Annotated in this window: 10 protein-coding genes; 3 read left to right on the forward strand and 7 right to left on the reverse strand. The window is 72.1% G+C overall.

What is annotated here, in order from left to right; all coding sequences use genetic code 11:
- Nucleotides 1-82: 82 nt before the first annotated feature.
- Nucleotides 83-1,678, reverse strand: coding sequence for a hypothetical protein (locus tag ACWD0F_RS01485; RefSeq protein ID WP_449871659.1), 1,596 nt, complete (start codon nt 1,676-1,678; stop codon nt 83-85).
- A gap of 83 nt (nt 1,679-1,761) precedes the next feature.
- On the opposite strand from ACWD0F_RS01485, the gene ACWD0F_RS01490 reads away from it, so the two are divergent.
- Nucleotides 1,762-3,594, forward strand: coding sequence for a hypothetical protein (locus ACWD0F_RS01490; RefSeq protein WP_449871661.1), 1,833 nt, complete (start codon nt 1,762-1,764; stop codon nt 3,592-3,594).
- Nucleotides 3,595-3,603: 9 nt separating this feature from the next.
- On the opposite strand, the gene ACWD0F_RS01495 is transcribed toward ACWD0F_RS01490, so the two are convergent.
- Together ACWD0F_RS01495 and ACWD0F_RS01500 are read right to left on the reverse strand one after the other, a co-directional pair.
- Nucleotides 3,604-5,781, reverse strand: coding sequence for an acyl-CoA dehydrogenase (locus ACWD0F_RS01495; RefSeq protein ID WP_449871663.1), 2,178 nt, complete (start codon nt 5,779-5,781; stop codon nt 3,604-3,606).
- A 63-nt stretch (nt 5,782-5,844) separates the two neighbouring features.
- The gene (locus ACWD0F_RS01500; protein ID WP_449871665.1) at nt 5,845-6,882 is read right to left on the reverse strand and encodes a hypothetical protein; all 1,038 of its coding nucleotides are present in this window, start codon (nt 6,880-6,882) and stop codon (nt 5,845-5,847) included.
- An 80-nt stretch (nt 6,883-6,962) separates the two neighbouring features.
- Between ACWD0F_RS01500 and ACWD0F_RS01505 the strand changes: the two genes are divergently transcribed.
- Nucleotides 6,963-8,393, forward strand: coding sequence for an AMP-binding protein (locus tag ACWD0F_RS01505; protein WP_449871667.1), 1,431 nt, complete (start codon nt 6,963-6,965; stop codon nt 8,391-8,393).
- Nucleotides 8,394-8,411: 18 nt separating this feature from the next.
- Nucleotides 8,412-9,539, forward strand: a complete 1,128-nt coding sequence (locus ACWD0F_RS01510; protein ID WP_449871669.1) for a S1C family serine protease — start codon at nt 8,412-8,414, stop codon at nt 9,537-9,539.
- 60 nt (nt 9,540-9,599) lie between these two features.
- Here ACWD0F_RS01510 and ACWD0F_RS01515 read toward each other — a convergent pair whose 3' ends face one another.
- The 4 genes from ACWD0F_RS01515 to ACWD0F_RS01530 all read right to left on the reverse strand — a co-directional run.
- Nucleotides 9,600-10,145 (reverse strand): OmpA family protein, encoded by a 546-nt coding sequence (locus ACWD0F_RS01515; protein ID WP_449871671.1) that lies wholly within the window; start codon nt 10,143-10,145, stop codon nt 9,600-9,602.
- A complete protein-coding gene (locus ACWD0F_RS01520) occupies nt 10,129-10,746 on the reverse strand; it encodes a hypothetical protein (RefSeq protein ID WP_449871673.1) in 618 nt (205 codons plus the stop codon). Before ACWD0F_RS01520 ends, ACWD0F_RS01515 begins: the two co-directional genes overlap by 17 nt.
- A gap of 75 nt (nt 10,747-10,821) precedes the next feature.
- Nucleotides 10,822-13,908, reverse strand: a complete 3,087-nt coding sequence (locus tag ACWD0F_RS01525; RefSeq protein ID WP_449871675.1) for an AfsR/SARP family transcriptional regulator — start codon at nt 13,906-13,908, stop codon at nt 10,822-10,824.
- Nucleotides 13,905-14,722, reverse strand: an 818-nt coding sequence (locus ACWD0F_RS01530) for a hypothetical protein (RefSeq protein ID WP_449871677.1), incomplete at its 5' end; no start/stop codon positions are given. The genes ACWD0F_RS01530 and ACWD0F_RS01525, both read right to left, overlap by 4 nt.

Raw genomic sequence — 14,722 nt, forward strand, 5'->3', positions numbered from 1 at the left:
CAATTGGAGCGGGCGTCCACCAACCTAGAACCAATTCTTGCTACTCGGAAGTAGCTAGGCGAAATCTTAATAAATCCGCAGATCAGCGCACGTGCGCAGTCAGGGCCTTCCCCACCGGCCCGTCAAATCGGTAGAGCCGCAGGTCACCCGCGTCGACCAGGACCCTCGCACTCCGTAGCCAGATACGGAACTGTCGCTGTTCTTCCCCTGTCCCCGCGTCGACTATGACGTACCGAAATCCGGCTCCAGCCAGATCAGGCGAGGGTCCTTCTAGTACGTGTTCTACCTCCAGCGCCCGCGCGTCCTCGCTCTCGACGACCATGTCGCCGACCCGTACGACGTCGTTGGAGACCACCCGCCGCCCCGGCACGGCGAAGAAGCGCTGCGCCGGATCCAGCACCGGCCGCCCGCCGTTCCAGGCGAACTGCCGGTAGGACTCGAACGGCAGCACCAGCACGTCGCCGGCCTCGTGATCCTGCCGGATGACGGCACGGGCGGCCGTCCAGCTCTCGGGATAGGAGACGGCCCCGAGCGCGCCGAGCGATCCCCAGGCCATGGTCGGCAGCACGGCCAGCGGCACCAGCGCCAGCGCGCCCGCCCAGACCCGGTCGCGGGCCACCGCCTCGGTCAGCAGCCCGAGCCCGACGGCGGCCACCAGCGCCAGCGGCGCGATGAACTGCTGGGCGTCCCGGAACACCGCGAACCCGCCCCACACCTCGATGACCCCCTTGAACGCCTCCCGGCCCGGCTCGCTCACCCCCACGCAGGCGATGCCGAGCCCGATGGCCGCCGCCACGGCCAGCCCCTTCTTGTACGGCACCTCACCCCGCAGGAAGAACAGCACCCCGGCCAGCGTCAGCAGCAGCCGGCCCACCGTCCCCGCCAGGGTGTCGTAGCCCGGCGGCACCGCGTGCGCGTTCCAGATCCCGCCGAGCGACAGCAGGCTCCCCACCGCGCCGAACGGTGTGTCGGCCCTGGCGGCGAAGGCGTCCACGCCGACCGGATCGCCGTCGATGCCCTGTGGCCGCAGCGCGGTCGGCACCAGCCACGGCAGGCTGAGCACCGCCAGCAGCCCCACCACGCGGGCGAAGGCCCAAAGGCGGCCACCGGCCACGGGCAGGGCCGTGATGGCGGTGATCGTCATCGCGGCGAACCCGCCGACGGCCGCCGGCACCATCGCCACCGCCGTCCGGCTCCATGAGCCGCTCGGCGCGGACCCTGCACTCGCCGGGGAGCGCCCGGTCCACACCGCCCGCACCACCCACGGCAGCCCCGCGTACCCGAGCAGCAGCGCCCACTGCCCCATCAGCAGCCGCTCGGCCACGTACGGGTTCCACACGTAAAAGGTCCCCGCCACCAGCTTCGGCCCGAGGCGGTCGCCCGGCGTCAGCAGCGCGGCCCCCGAGCACCCGACCACGAAGATCGCCAGCAGGATCAGCTTCTGCACCAGCTCGGCCGGCAGCACCCGCGCCAGCGCGGTCACCACGGCATCGCTCGGCACGACCCGCGCGGCCCCGCCCTCCAGCCCGAACGTCCACGCCGAGAACGCCGGGTCCGGCACGAACACCATGTCCTGCAGGAGCGTGAACCCCCAGCCCAGCGCCGGTCCCAGGGCCAGGCAGCCGAGCGCGAGCCCGAGCAGCGCGGCGGCGGGCCCGGCCCGGGTCGTGTGCGGCATCCCGCTATGACATCACAACCCCGCTACGGTCATTCCACGGCTGACCTCGCTCTCGTTAGTCTTCCTGAGGGGTGGTGACGCGCGTGGCGACAACGGGGTTTCGCGAGCGGCTGCGCGGCGGTGACGCCGTGCTGGCCGCCGGGCTGGTGATGATCGCCGTCCAGCTCGTCTGGAAGTCCGGCCTGGTCCTGCGGACCTACTTCCGGCAGGACGACTTCATGTTCATCGTCAGGGGGCTGGAGAGCGGGCTCTCCTGGGACTATCTGATGCGGATCGACTACGGCCATCTGATGCCGGGGGCGTTCGCGATCCAGTGGGCGATGGGGCGGCTCGGCGTCTACAACGAGCTCCTCGCGCACGCGCTGACGATCGGCCTGCAGGCGGCGGCGGGGCTGGCGTTGTTGCGGTTGTTGCGGCTGCTGTTCGGGACGCGGCCGGCCATCCTGGTCCCGCTCGGCTTCGCGCTGCTGACGCCGATGACGATCCCGGGGATGTCGTGGTGGGCGGTGGTGGTGGAGACGCTCCCGTTCCAGATCGCGCTGCCGATGGCGCTCGGCTCGCACGTGCTCTACACCCGCACCGGGCGCTTCCGGCACGCGGTGGCGGCGGCGGGCTGGACGGCGTTCGGGATGGTGTTCTTCGTCAAGGCGCCGTTCATCCCGGTGCTGGCCTTCGTGCTCACGATCGGCTGGCTCGGCGGTCTTCGCGGGCGCCGGTTGTGGCGGGCGTGGCTGCTCTACCTGGCCGTGCTGGTCCCGTACACGCTGATCTTCTTCCGGCAGCTCTTCACCACCGTGCAGCTCACGAACGAGACCTTCCAGCCCAACCTGCCCACCGCCGAGGTGGCCCTGAAGTCGGCGTGGACGTTGCTGACCGGCTCTCTGGTGCCCACGTCGCTGGGCGGCCCCTGGCAGTGGCAGCCGATCGGCGAGGACTACGCGCTGGCCGCCACGCCGCCCACGCTGATCTGGGCGAGCCTGGCGGTGGCGGTCGTCGCCGTGACCGTGTCCGTGATCTGGCGGCGGCGGGCCTGGCTGGCCTGGCTGACGCTGCTCGGCTACTTCCTGACGGCCGACGTGGTGCCGATCATGCTGGGGCGGGTCGAGCTGCTCGGTCCCGATCTGAGCGGCTTCGAGCTGCGGTACATCTCCTCCACCGCCATGGTCGTGGCGGTGGTGATCGGGCTGGCCTTCATCCCGGTCGAGGGCGAGGAGCGGCCCTGGCGCCGTCCGGCGCTCCGGCTCAGGCTCGTGTGGATCCCGCTCGCGGCGGTGTTCGCGGCGGGCTCGGTGTGGTCGGTCGCCGCCTACGCCGACCGGCCGCTCGGCGCGAACGTCAGAAGCTACGTGGAGACCGCCAGGCAGGCCCTCGCGCAGGTGCCCGCCGGCTCGGTCGTCCTGGACACGTACGTGCCGGCCAAGGTCGCGCTGCCGGTCTTCTTCTACGACTACGCGCTGCACTCCAAGGTGCTCGGCCCGGCCGCCCCGGACGGGATCGCCTGGACCAGGCGGCTCAGGGGCACGGTCGCCAACCCGCTGACCTTCGACGGGCAGGGCCGGCTGCGCCCGGTGCGGATCGACGGCGTCACGACCCCGGCCGGCGCCGCCTGCACCCCCGTCGGCCCACGGGAGGTGCGCTTCCCGCTCCCCGTCCGGCTCGACGAGGGCGAGTACACCGTCCAGGTCTCCTACCTCAACGGCGCCGCGACCACCTTGAACATCCAGCTCGGGCTCGCGCAGAGCGTCGTCCCTGCGGGCAAGGACCTGGGCACCACCTACGCCCCGATCACCAGCGGCGGGGACGAGCTGGTGATCAGGACGATCGGCGGCGAAACGTGCGTCGGTGAGATCAGGGTCGGCGTCCCCGTCCCGGCCGAGAACGGCGTGCCCATCCCCCCGCAGGCCGTGGGGCGATAGGCCCGGCCGTCACTTGCCCGGCTCGGGGTCCCTGGGCAGGCCCAGCATGCGCTCGCCGATGATGTTGAGCTGCACCTCGGTGGTGCCGCCGTAGATGGTCATGGCCCGGGTGGCGAGCACCGCCCGGTTCCAGTAGCCCGCGTCGCCGAGCTTCATGTCGGCGGCCACCGTGGCGGCCGCTCCCAGCAGCTCCACGGCCGTCTCGGAGACGTGCTGGGCGTGGGAGGTGGACAACAACTTCCGTACGGAGGCGTCCGCGCCCGGCTCGGACCCGGCGAGCTGCTTGAGCGTGACCCGCAACGACAACGCGTTGATCGAGTGACCCTCGCAGACGACCTGGGCGACGTGCTGCTGCTCGGCCGGCGTGAGCTCGCGGCCGAGCCGGCCGGCCAGCCCGAGCAGGTCGGTCATGGAGGAGCCGGTGCCGCCCGAGCCGGACGAGAGCGAGACGCGCTCGTTCGACAGCGTGTTGCGGGCGACCTTCCAGCCCTGGCCGACCTCGCCCACGACCAGGTCGTCGGGGACGAAGACGTCGTCGAGGAAGACCTCGTTGAACAGGTTCTCGCCGGTCATCTCGGTCAGCGGCCGGACGGTGACGCCGGGGGCCTTCATGTCGACCAGGAAGTAGGTGATGCCCTCGTGCTTGGAGCCCTCGCTGGAGTTGCGGGCGATGCAGATGCCCCACTCGGCGACGTGGGCGACGGAGGTCCAGATCTTCTGGCCGTTGAGCTTCCAGCCGCCCTCGACCTGCTCCGCCTTCATCTGCAGCGAGGCCAGGTCGGAGCCGGCGCCGGGCTCGGAGAAGAGCTGGCACCAGATCATCTCGCCGCTGAGCGTCTTGGGCAGGAAGCGCTCCTGCTGCTCCCGCGTGCCGTACGCGGCGATGGACGGCACCACCCAGGCGCCGATGATCATGGCGGGCAGCCGGACCTTGGCGGCCTTGAGCTCCTGCGCGATCAGCACCTGCTCCAGCGGCTTGGCGTCGCGCCCCCACGGCTTGGGCAGGTGCGACATGACGAAGCCGCGCCCGGCCAGCGCCCGCTTCTGCTCCTTGCCCTCAAGCTGCGCGATCTCCGCGACCTCGGCGCGGAGCGACTCGCGCAGCGCCTCGGCGTCCTCGGGCAGGTCGATCTCCATCTCGCGGGAGACGCCCTGCAGGGCCAGCGCGGCGACCGTGGCGGCCCACTCGGACGACGAGCCGAGCAGCGCGCGCAGGGTGAGGGCGCGGCGGTAGTAGAGGTGGACGTCGTGCTCGAAGGTGTAGCCGATGCCACCGAAGGTCTGGACGGCGTCCTTGGCGCACTGGACGGCGGCGTCGGGGGCCATCACGCCCGCGATGGCGGCGGCGTACTCCAGCTCCTTGCCTTCGGCGCGGGTGGCGTCCCAGACGGTGGCGCGGGCCTGCTCCAGCGCGACCAGCATGCGGGAGAGCTTGTGCTTGATGCCCTGGAACTGGCCGATCGGGCGGCCGAACTGCACGCGCACCTTCGCGTACTCGGCGGCGGCCGTCACGCACCACGACGCCAGGCCGGCCGCCTCGGCGCCGAGCAGGATCGCGGCCAGGTTGAGCACGTCGGGGCCCTCGACGCCGGTGAGGACGCGGTCGGCGGGCACCGTGGCCTCCGACAACTCCACCTTGGCGACCGGCCGGGTCAGGTCGAGCGACTTCAGCGCGGTGACCGTGGCGGCGGAGGCGTCGATCGCGACCCACTCCTCGCCCTCGGACGTGGTCACGGGCAGCACCAGCACGTCGGCCAGCGAGCCGCCGAGCACGGGCTCGGCGGTGCCGGAGACGACCAGGGAGCCGTCGTCGGCGCGGGTGCCGCTCAGCGTGCCGGTCAGCGCGACGGCGCCGGTGCGGGTGCCGTCGGCGAGCGAGGCCAGCAACTCGTGGTGCTTGGAGGCGTGGATGACCGCGCTGGCGAACACGGTCGGCACGAAGGCCCCCGGCGCCATGCGCTCGGCCAGCGCCTCGACGGCCACGGCCGCCTCCAGCAGGCCGTAGCCCGATCCACCGGCCTCCTCAGGCAGGTGCAGGCCGAGCAGCCCCTGCTCGGCGAGGCCCGACCAGAACGGGGGACGCCCGTCCGCCTCAGCGCGTAGCAGCTCCGAGGGAATGTTCCGCTCGGCCCAGCCGCTCACCGATTCGCGGAGCGCCTCATGCTCCTCGCTCAACCCGATCGCCATTGCTCATCCTCCAGCCAGGTCCGGACAACTGCCCAGAATCATATTCTAGAGCATGCTTCTGACCTAGAGCGGACGAACCTGCTCAGCGAGGATGTTCAGGTCAGGCCAGCGCGCCTTGTTCGCCTCGGGAATCGAGGCCAGCAACATGGCCGGCTTGGTCTTGCCCACCTCGACGACCGTCACCATGGCCTGGGCGACCCGCTCCTTGCCGTCCTGGGTGAAGGTGACCTTGTAGCCGAGCGTCCAGCCCTTGCCGAGCGCGGGCTTCTTCGAGGCGGTCCAGGAGAGCGCGGCGTCCGCCGGATACTGCGTGCGGATCGTCCAGCGGACGGCCTCGGTGGCGAGAGCGCGGTAGTCGGCGTTCGACGAGGGCTTCTTCGTCGGCGACTCGCCGGGGAACATGGCCGAGCCGATCAGCGTGAACGGGATCTCCAGCTTGCCGATGCGCTGCGCCACCGCGTACGGCGAGTAGGACCTGGCCTTCCACGGCGCGGCCAGCCTCGGGTAGCTGATCCCGCTGTCCTTGTCGCTGATCGTGCCGATGACCACGGACGCGGTGCCGGCCAGGGTCGTGTACGCCTTGCTCGCCGGAACCGGCGGCAGCACGACCGCGCTCTCGGTGGCGGTCGGGGTCGGGGTCGTCGACGTCGAGGGGGTGGCCGTGGTCGGGACGGGCTGGACGCGCACCACCGGGTCGTCCTGCGCCTGGTTGGCGGGGACGTCGCCGGAGAAGAGCATGAAGATCAGCGCCACCGCCAGGACGGTGCCGAGAATGGCGCCGAGCAGGTAGACGGCCTTCATCGGGATGTCGCTGATGCGGCGGGGCGGCGGGGCGGGCGGAAGCGGGGGCTGCTCCAGCGGCTGGTACGGCGGCCGCACCGGCGCCTGGCTCGGGGACTGATTCCGCTGCTGGTTCTGGGGCTGGTTCTGGGGCTGGTTCTGGGGCCGGCCTTGTGACTGACCTTGGGGCCGGATCGGCGTGGACGGCCCCGGCGTCGGCGGCCGGACCATCTGGACCGTCTCCTCGGCGGGCAGAACGATCTTGCGGAACGGGGTGGTGGGTGAATCCGTTGTGGGTCTCTGGTCGCCGACGTCCGCCATGGCCTTGAGATTACGTCACGAGAGAGCGGGATATTTCCTCTACTCCCCCTGCAGAACTTAATTCTGTATGGTCTGCGGACATGAGGGGTTTCTATGAGATCGCGGCCGACGACCCGGAACGCCCTGCCCTTCTCGGCGACGAGGGCATCACGTACGGCGGGCTGCTCGCCCGGGCGAACCAGGCGTCCAACGGCCTGACCTCGCGCGGAGTGGCGCCCGGCGACTGCGTGGTGACCGTGCTGAAGAACGGGCCCGACGCGTTGACCATGATGCTCGCGACCTACCAGATCGGTGCGTATCTGGTTCCGGTCAACTGGCATTTCACTTCCGACGAGATCGACTACATCGTGGCCGACTGCGGAGCGAAGGTGGTGATCTCACCCGAGGCGCTCACCGTGGACGAGCTCGTGTCCGGGCAGTCGGCCGGCGCGCCGGAGCACCGCAGGGCCGGGTCGATGATGCTCTACACCTCGGGGACCACCGGGCGGCCCAAGGGGGTGCGGCGGCGGCTGCTGGACCTGACGCCGGAGGACCTGTACCCGATCCTGATGCGCAAGAGCTGGCGGCACTTCGGGCTGCCGTCCGGCGGGGTGCATCTGGTGAGCTCGCAGCTCTACCACTCCGCGCCCTACGGGCAGGCGATGATGGCGCTGCAGTTCGGGCACACGATCGTGGCGCCCGAGCGGTTCGACGCGGTCGAGGCGCTGCGGCTGATCGAGCGGCATCGGGTGACGAACGCGTTCATGGTGCCCACGATGTTCCACCGGCTGCTGGCGGTGCCGGAGCGGGACTCCTACGACCTGTCGTCCCTCACCCATCTCTACCACGGGGCCGCCCCGTGCCCGCCGGCCACCAAGCAGGCGATGATCGACTGGCTGGGTCCCGTGGTGTGGGAGTACTACGGGTCCACCGAGGCGGCCGTGGCGACCATGGTCTCGTCACAGGAGTGGCTGGCCAAGCCGGGCACGGTCGGCCGGGCGCTGGACGGGATGACGTTCACGATCGTCGGTGAGGACGGCGAGGAGGCGGCGCCCGGCGACCCCGGGCTGGTCTACATCGGCGGGATCAACCGCTTCGAGTACCACGGCGACCCCGGCAAGACGGCGCAGGCCATGCGCGGGCGCGACTACACGGCCGGCGACGTCGGCTACCTCGACGGGGACGGCTATCTGTTCCTGCTGGACCGGCGGACGGACCTGATCATCTCGGGCGGGGTCAACATCTATCCGGCCGAGATCGAGGCGGCGCTGCTCGAACATCCCTCCGTGGCCGACGTCGCCGTCATCGGCGTGCCGGATCCGGAGTGGGGGCACAAGGTCGTGGCGCTCGTGCAGCCCGCGCCCGGAGTGGCGGGCGGGGACGAGCTCACGGCGGAGTTGCTCCGGCACTGCGCGCCCCGGCTGGCCAGGCTCAAGCACCCACGGTTGATCGAGTATCGGGAGGCGCTGCCCCGGACGCCCACAGGCAAGCTGAGCAGGCGAAACGTCCGGGAAACGTATCTTTCGAGCTGAGCTGGGAAGAAATGCTCTATGAGGGAGATCGTCGCGGGACTGGCCGCCGTCGTCGCACTGCTCGCCGGTTGCGGGCCGCCTCCCTCCACGTCCACGGCCACGCCGGAGCCGCCCACGCCAGCCGGCACCGGCACCGGCACCGCGTCAAAGCCCCGGTCCCCGACGGTGTCGCGTACCGCCACCCATTCGCCGACCGCCCGTGCGACGCCTCGGCAACAACCGCTGGAGGCGGCGTACGAGAAGGTCATCGCCGACGTCCTGCCGTCGATCGTGCAGATCAACACCAAGGTGGGGCTCGGCTCGGGCATCGTGTTCGACTCGGCCGGCCACATCGTCACCAACGCCCACGTGGTCGGCCAGGCCACCACGATGAACGTGACGATCGCCACCGGCGGCGGCGCGCGCCCGGCCAAACTGGTCAAGTCGTTCAGCGCCGGTGACCTGGCGGTCATCAAGGTGGACGATCCGGACGGGCTGCGGCCGGCCCGGTTCGGGGACTCCTCGAAGTTGCGGGTCGGGCAGATCGTGCTCGCCATGGGCAACCCGCTCGGCCTGTCCGGCAGCGTGACGAACGGCATCATCTCCGCCCTCGGCCGCACGGTCACCGAGCCGCAGAACCCGGGCTCTCCCGGGGCGACGATCGCCGGCGCGATCCAGACCTCGGCCGCCATCAACCCGGGCAACAGCGGCGGGGCGCTCGTGGACCTGGCCGGCCACGTCATCGGCATCCCGACGCTCGCCGCCACCGACCCGGACCTCGGCGGAGGGGCCGCGCCGGGCATCGGCTTCGCCATCCCGAGCAACACCGCCACCGACATCGCCGAGCAGATCGTCAAGCAGGGCAGGGTCACCGACAGCCACCGGGCCGCGCTCGGCATCCGGGGCAGCACGATCGTCGGCTCCGACGGGGAGCCCGCCGGGGTCGGGGTGGCCCGGGTCGAGCCGGTCGGCGGCGCCGTACAGGCCGGGATCAAGGCGGGGGACGTGATCGTCTCGATCAACGGCACGAAGACGCCGACCATGGCCGCGCTCTCCGAGACCCTCACCACCCTCAAGCCGGGGCAGCAGGCCCGGATCGGGGTGATCCGGGCGGACGGCACGAAGGCCACGATCAACGTGACCCTGAGCGAGTTGCAGGCCGAGTGACAGTCCCGGCGCCTCGCCCCGCTCAGTCGCCGGCGAGGCGCCGCGCCCGCCCTCTGGGCGTCACTGTTTGGCGGTGAAGATGATCTCGACGCGGCGGTTCTTGGCCCGGTTCTTCGCCACGGGCTTGCCGTCGACCAGGTTCGGCAGCTTGGGCCGCGCCTCCCCGTAGCCGCTGGCCTGGAGGTTCGTGCCCGCACCGGTCAGCAGCCCTCGCATGGCGGTCTGCACGGCCTGCGCCCGCCGCTGCGACAACGTGATGTTGTAGGCGTCGCTTCCCTGGTCGTCGGTGTGGCCCTCGATCTTGACCACCCCGCCCGCCCCCTCGGCGTTGACCTGCTCGGCCACCTTCTTCAGCCGCTGCCGCGCCTTGGCGGTGAGCTGCCACTTGTCCAGCGCGAACAGCACGTCGCTGGTGAGCGCCACCGTCACCTGCCGCCCCTGCTTGGTCTCGCTCTCCGTGCCGTCCATCGACTCGATCTCGCCGATGATGTCCTCGACGGGCAGCACCAGGTTCTCGATCGCGCCGGTGGCGCCGCTGACGTCGGGCGGCGTGCTGGGCGCCGGGGACAGGACGAGGGAGAGGGCGATACTAAGAGATAGGAACATCGGAGAACACGCCGATCATGGGCATCTCAACGTTGATTTTCGTGACGTCCGCGGGCGGGGCGGCGAAGACCGCGTACAGCGTGGATGCCTCCCCGTCCTCCAGGAACTGCCCCTGCGTGCCCGAGCAGACGCACTCGGCGTCCTCGCCCGTGCCGTTGCGGGCCACCCGGTAGCGCTTGGCGTTGACCGGGTCGATCAGGGAGATGCCTGAGACCGAGTAGTCGAGCGAGCCTTCGCCCATGCCGTTGTGCAGGTTCACCTTGCCGTCGATGGCGGTGATCGTCCAGTTGAGGCTGATGGTCCGGCCCTGGCGCTTGAGCGAGAGGATCTCCGCGCGGGCCGTGCCGTACATGTCGCCGGCGCCCACCTTGGTCTCACGGGTGGCGATCGCCTCTGTCTGCTGCGGCGGCGCGGTCTCCGCCGGCTTGGCCGACTCCTGCTGCTGCTGCGGCGCCGCCTGGCCGGTCGGCTGCGTGGTCGCCGGCTCCGCGACGGCCTGGGTCTGCTTCTCTTCGCCGCCACTGCCTAGTTGCTGAGCGGGGAGGATGCCGCAACCAGACAGTGCGACGGCCGCGACTGCCAGCGCGATCGTCTTACGCATTTTCTGTGACCACTTTCGTCGTCGGAACTGTGGGCTTCACCGTAGAGAAGCGACCTTCAGGATCCGCATAGTCGGCTATATGCGCTGACCACGCCGTCTGCGTGCCTCCTGCAAGAGCCGTTCGGCCTCGGTCCTGCCGTGCTCATCACCGAGGCCGTCAAACTCTGTCATAACACGCATAAGCACATCAACAGCTCGGTCGATGTCATCGAGGTCGAGGGCGGCCTGAGCTAGGACAAGGCGGGCTTGGGCCGCGCTCCTGCGGTCGCCGTACGAGGTGAACGTCTCCAGCGCCGTCCGCGCCGAGTCGGCGGCCACTCCGGGGGCGCCTTCCGCGCGGGCCACCCCGGCCAGGACGAGCAGGGCCACCGCCTCGGGCAGCCGGTCGCCGAGACGCCTGTTGATACGCAGACGGCGCTCGGCGCAGTCGCGGGCCTGCGGATGACGCCGGCCGGCGAGGTGCAGGCGGGCCAGGTCCAGCAGCGCCTCCGACTCGCCTCGGGGGTCGCCCAGGTCCTGGTAGGCGGCGAGGCTCTCGGTCAGCGCGCCTTCGTCGTGGCGCAGGGCGCCGAGCGCGCGTAACGCGTCCGCGCGCCCCCGCCGGTCCCCTGCCTCCGTGAAAACCCGCAACGCCTGTACGAAGGCCCGCTCGGCCTCGCGAACCCGGGCCAGGCCGGCGCTGCCGTACCCGGCCGCACGGGCCTGGGCCGCGCTGCCGTACCCGGCCGCACGAGCCTGGACCAGGGCGGCGCTGCCGTACTCGGCCGCGCGGGCTTGGACCAGGCCGAGCCGCAGCGTGATCCTGGCCAGTTCCAGCCCTTCCACCAGGGGCTGGGCCACCCGCAAGGCCGCGACCGCCGCGTCCGTACGCCCCTCGGCCCGGTGCAGGTCGGCCAGCCCGCGCAGCAGCAGCGCCTCACCGTGCCGATGACCGGCCGCCCTGGCCGCGTCCAGCCCGGTGGCCGTGGTGGCGTGCCAGTCGTCGTGGTGCACCCCCAGCTCGAACAGCGGCGTCAGGTAGAAGGCCAGCCGCCAGGCCGCCTCGTACAGACCCGCCCGGGAGAAGTCCTCGACGCTCGCCACCAGAAACCGGCGCTCGGCGTTCAGCCACCGCGCCTCCTGCCGCAACCAGCCGGTCCGCAGCGCCGGCCCGTCGGCCGTCCCCTGCACCCCGGTGTGCACCTCGGTACGGCCGGTGCCCGGCTCGGCGGGCAGCAGAGAGGCCCTGGCCTGCCGGGTACGCTCCAGGATCACCCCCGCCCGTGCCGCCAGCACCGTGGCGGGCCCGCCATCCTCCTCGGCCAGGCGTTCGGCGGCGTACAGCCTGGTCAGGTCGTGCCACCCGTACCGCTCCTGCCCGGCCTCGTCCAGACCGCGCGACTGCAGCAGCCCGGCCTCCGCCAGCGGCTCCAGGTCCTGCCCCAGCACCCAGGGGGCGAAGTCGGGCGCGGACAGCGCGCCGAGCGCACGCAGGAGCCGCCGTTCGGGGTCGGGCAGGCCGCGATAGCCGAGTCCGAGGCTGCCGCGCACGGCGAGATCGCCGGCGCTGAGCTCGTCGAGCCTGCTCCGCTCGTCGCCCAGCCGCCCCGCCAGGTGGTCGAGCGTCCAGCCGGGCTTGCGCGCCAGCCGGGACCCGGCGATGCGCAGGGCCAGGGGGAGGTGGCCGCAGAGCCGGACGATGCGCCGGGCGGCGTCGGGCTCGGCGCCCACCCGCTCGTGTCCCGCGACCCCGCCGAGCATCGCGACGGCCTCGTCCTCGTCGAGCACCCCCAGCTCGTACGCCCGCGCCGCCTCCAGCCCCGCCAGCGGCGACCGGCTCGTCACCAGGGTGACGCTGCCCGGCCCCGTCGGGAGCAGCGGGCGCACCTGAGCCTCGTCGGCGGCGTCGTCCAGCACGACCAGCAGCCTCCTGCGGGCCGTCATGCTCCGGTACAGCCGCACCCGCTCGTCCAGCGCCGGTGGCACCGCGCCGTCCGGGCACCCCAGCGAGCGCAGCAGATCCTCCAGCACCGCACCCGGGCTTCTGGCGCCGAGCGAGGCGTAGAGGCGGCCGTCGGGATGATCGAGCGCACCGGCGGCCCGCACCGCGACGGCCGACTTGCCGCAGCCGGGCGGCCCGTGCAGCACGAGGTGCACGGGCGCGGACGGATGCGCGGACGCTGACGGGCCTGCTGACGCCGACGGATGCGCGGACGCTGACGGGCCTGCTGAGGCCGACGGATGTGCGGACGCTGACGGATGCTCGCCGCCGGCCGCACGCATGATCCAGTCGATGGCCGGCTTCCGCCCGGCGAAGTCCGAAATATCCGGCGGCAACTCATCGATCGGTCCCCCGCGCCGGCTCCCCGCACCAGCGACGAACCCGGAGCCGCCCGCGCCGCCCGCGCCTACCTCTTGACCGCCATCACCCGAGCCGTGGCCACCGCCCCCCGAGTCCCCGCGCCCGTCATCGTTCAGCACCCGCTCATGGGCCGCACTCAGCTCAGGGCCCGGCTCAAGCCCCAGCTCCTCCACCAGCACCCCGCGCGCATCCCGATACGCCCCCAGCGCCTCCGACCGCCGCCCCGCCTGCTGCAGAGCCTCGATCAGGTGTACCCAGGCACGCTCCCTCAGCGGATGCGCCCCGACCAGGGCCCGCAACTCGCCTACCACCTCAGCGCCCCGCCCCAGCCGCAGATCGAGCCGCACGCGCTCCTCCAGCGCGGTCAGGCGCAGCTCTTCCAGCGGTACGGCGTGCGCCCTGCGCAACACCGACGACTCGACGTCGGCCAGCGCCTGCCCGCGCCACAACCCCAGCGCCGCCCGAAACCCGTCGGCCGCCTCCGCGACCTGCCCCGCCGCCCGCGCCCGCCTGGCCCTGGCGACCAGCCGCTCGAACCGGTGGCAGTCCACGTCGTCCGGATCGACGTCGAACAGGTAGCCGCCGGGCACGGTACGGATGCCGTCCACGAGCTTGCGCAACGCGCTCACGTACACCCTGAGCACCGACTCCGCCGACGCGGGCGGCCGGTCGTCCCAGACCACGGACATCAGCCGCTCGACCGGCACCTGCTCACGGGCCGACACCAGCAGCGCGGCCAGCAACGCCCGATGCTTCGCCGGCCCCGGCGCCCGCGCGCCCTCGATCCGCAGCGGCCCCAGCACACCGAACCGCACGCTCATCCGCCACCCGGCGCCGGGGCGCCGTCGCTCGGCCTCATGGTGAACGAGTCGAAGCGCACACGGGCCGGCTCGGTGGCCGTGGACGCGGCGTGCACCCCGGCCCCGGCGGGCGGATAGGGGTCGTCGGCGTCGGCCACCTCGGCGATCAGGCGTTCGTTCAGCCACATGCGCAGCGCCACCTTGTCACCGCTCGGGTCGCACTCCGCCACGATGCGGTTGCCGGGCTCGCTCCGCACGTTCGCCGGGCCGTAGAGGATCTTGCCCTTCGTGCCCGTGCGGCGCTTGACGATCGTGACGCTGCCCGCGCCGCTCACCGCGAACTCGTACCGGTCGCCGGAGCTCGCCGAGCCGTGACACCACACACCGTATTCGCCGGCACCGGCCTCCAGGGTGCCCTTCGCACTGACGATCACGCCGCTCGCCGGCTCCGTCGCGGGGGCCGACTTCCACAGGCGCCATCCCGGCTTGACGGTCAGCTCGTACGCGGTGCCGGACTGGCGCGCCGCCCCGCCCTCCGACGAGCCGATGGCCCAGGCATCGCCGAAGTCCGCCTCGTACGGCCGGCTCTCCCGCCAGAGCGCGGGCACGGCCAGGGCGGCGGCCACGGCCACCACGGCCACAGCGGCCCCCACCACCCACGGCCACCGCCGCCGCCCCTGAGGCCGGTCCTGCGCCCCACCCACGGGACCGCCCGCCGACGGCGACGACTGCGGCTGCGACTGCGGCTGCGGCTGCGGCTGCGGCTGCGGCTGCGGCTGCGGCTGCGGCTGCGGCTGCGGCTGCGGCTGCGGCTGCGGCTGCGGCTGCGGCTGCG

The organism is Nonomuraea sp. NPDC002799, from assembly GCF_053592075.1.

Excerpts from the sequence above, each read along its gene's own strand:
- ACWD0F_RS01485 (WP_449871659.1), bottom strand. The coding sequence starts at position 1,678 with ATGCCGCACACGACCCGGGCCGGGCCCGCCGCCGCGCTGCTCGGGCTC.
- ACWD0F_RS01495 (WP_449871663.1), bottom strand. The coding sequence starts at position 5,781 with ATGGCGATCGGGTTGAGCGAGGAGCATGAGGCGCTCCGCGAATCGGTG.
- ACWD0F_RS01500 (WP_449871665.1), bottom strand. The coding sequence starts at position 6,882 with ATGGCGGACGTCGGCGACCAGAGACCCACAACGGATTCACCCACCACC.
- ACWD0F_RS01505 (WP_449871667.1), top strand. The coding sequence starts at position 6,963 with ATGAGGGGTTTCTATGAGATCGCGGCCGACGACCCGGAACGCCCTGCC.
- ACWD0F_RS01510 (WP_449871669.1), top strand. The coding sequence starts at position 8,412 with ATGAGGGAGATCGTCGCGGGACTGGCCGCCGTCGTCGCACTGCTCGCC.
- ACWD0F_RS01515 (WP_449871671.1), bottom strand. The coding sequence starts at position 10,145 with ATGTTCCTATCTCTTAGTATCGCCCTCTCCCTCGTCCTGTCCCCGGCG.
- ACWD0F_RS01520 (WP_449871673.1), bottom strand. The coding sequence starts at position 10,746 with ATGCGTAAGACGATCGCGCTGGCAGTCGCGGCCGTCGCACTGTCTGGT.
- ACWD0F_RS01525 (WP_449871675.1), bottom strand. The coding sequence starts at position 13,908 with ATGAGCGTGCGGTTCGGTGTGCTGGGGCCGCTGCGGATCGAGGGCGCG.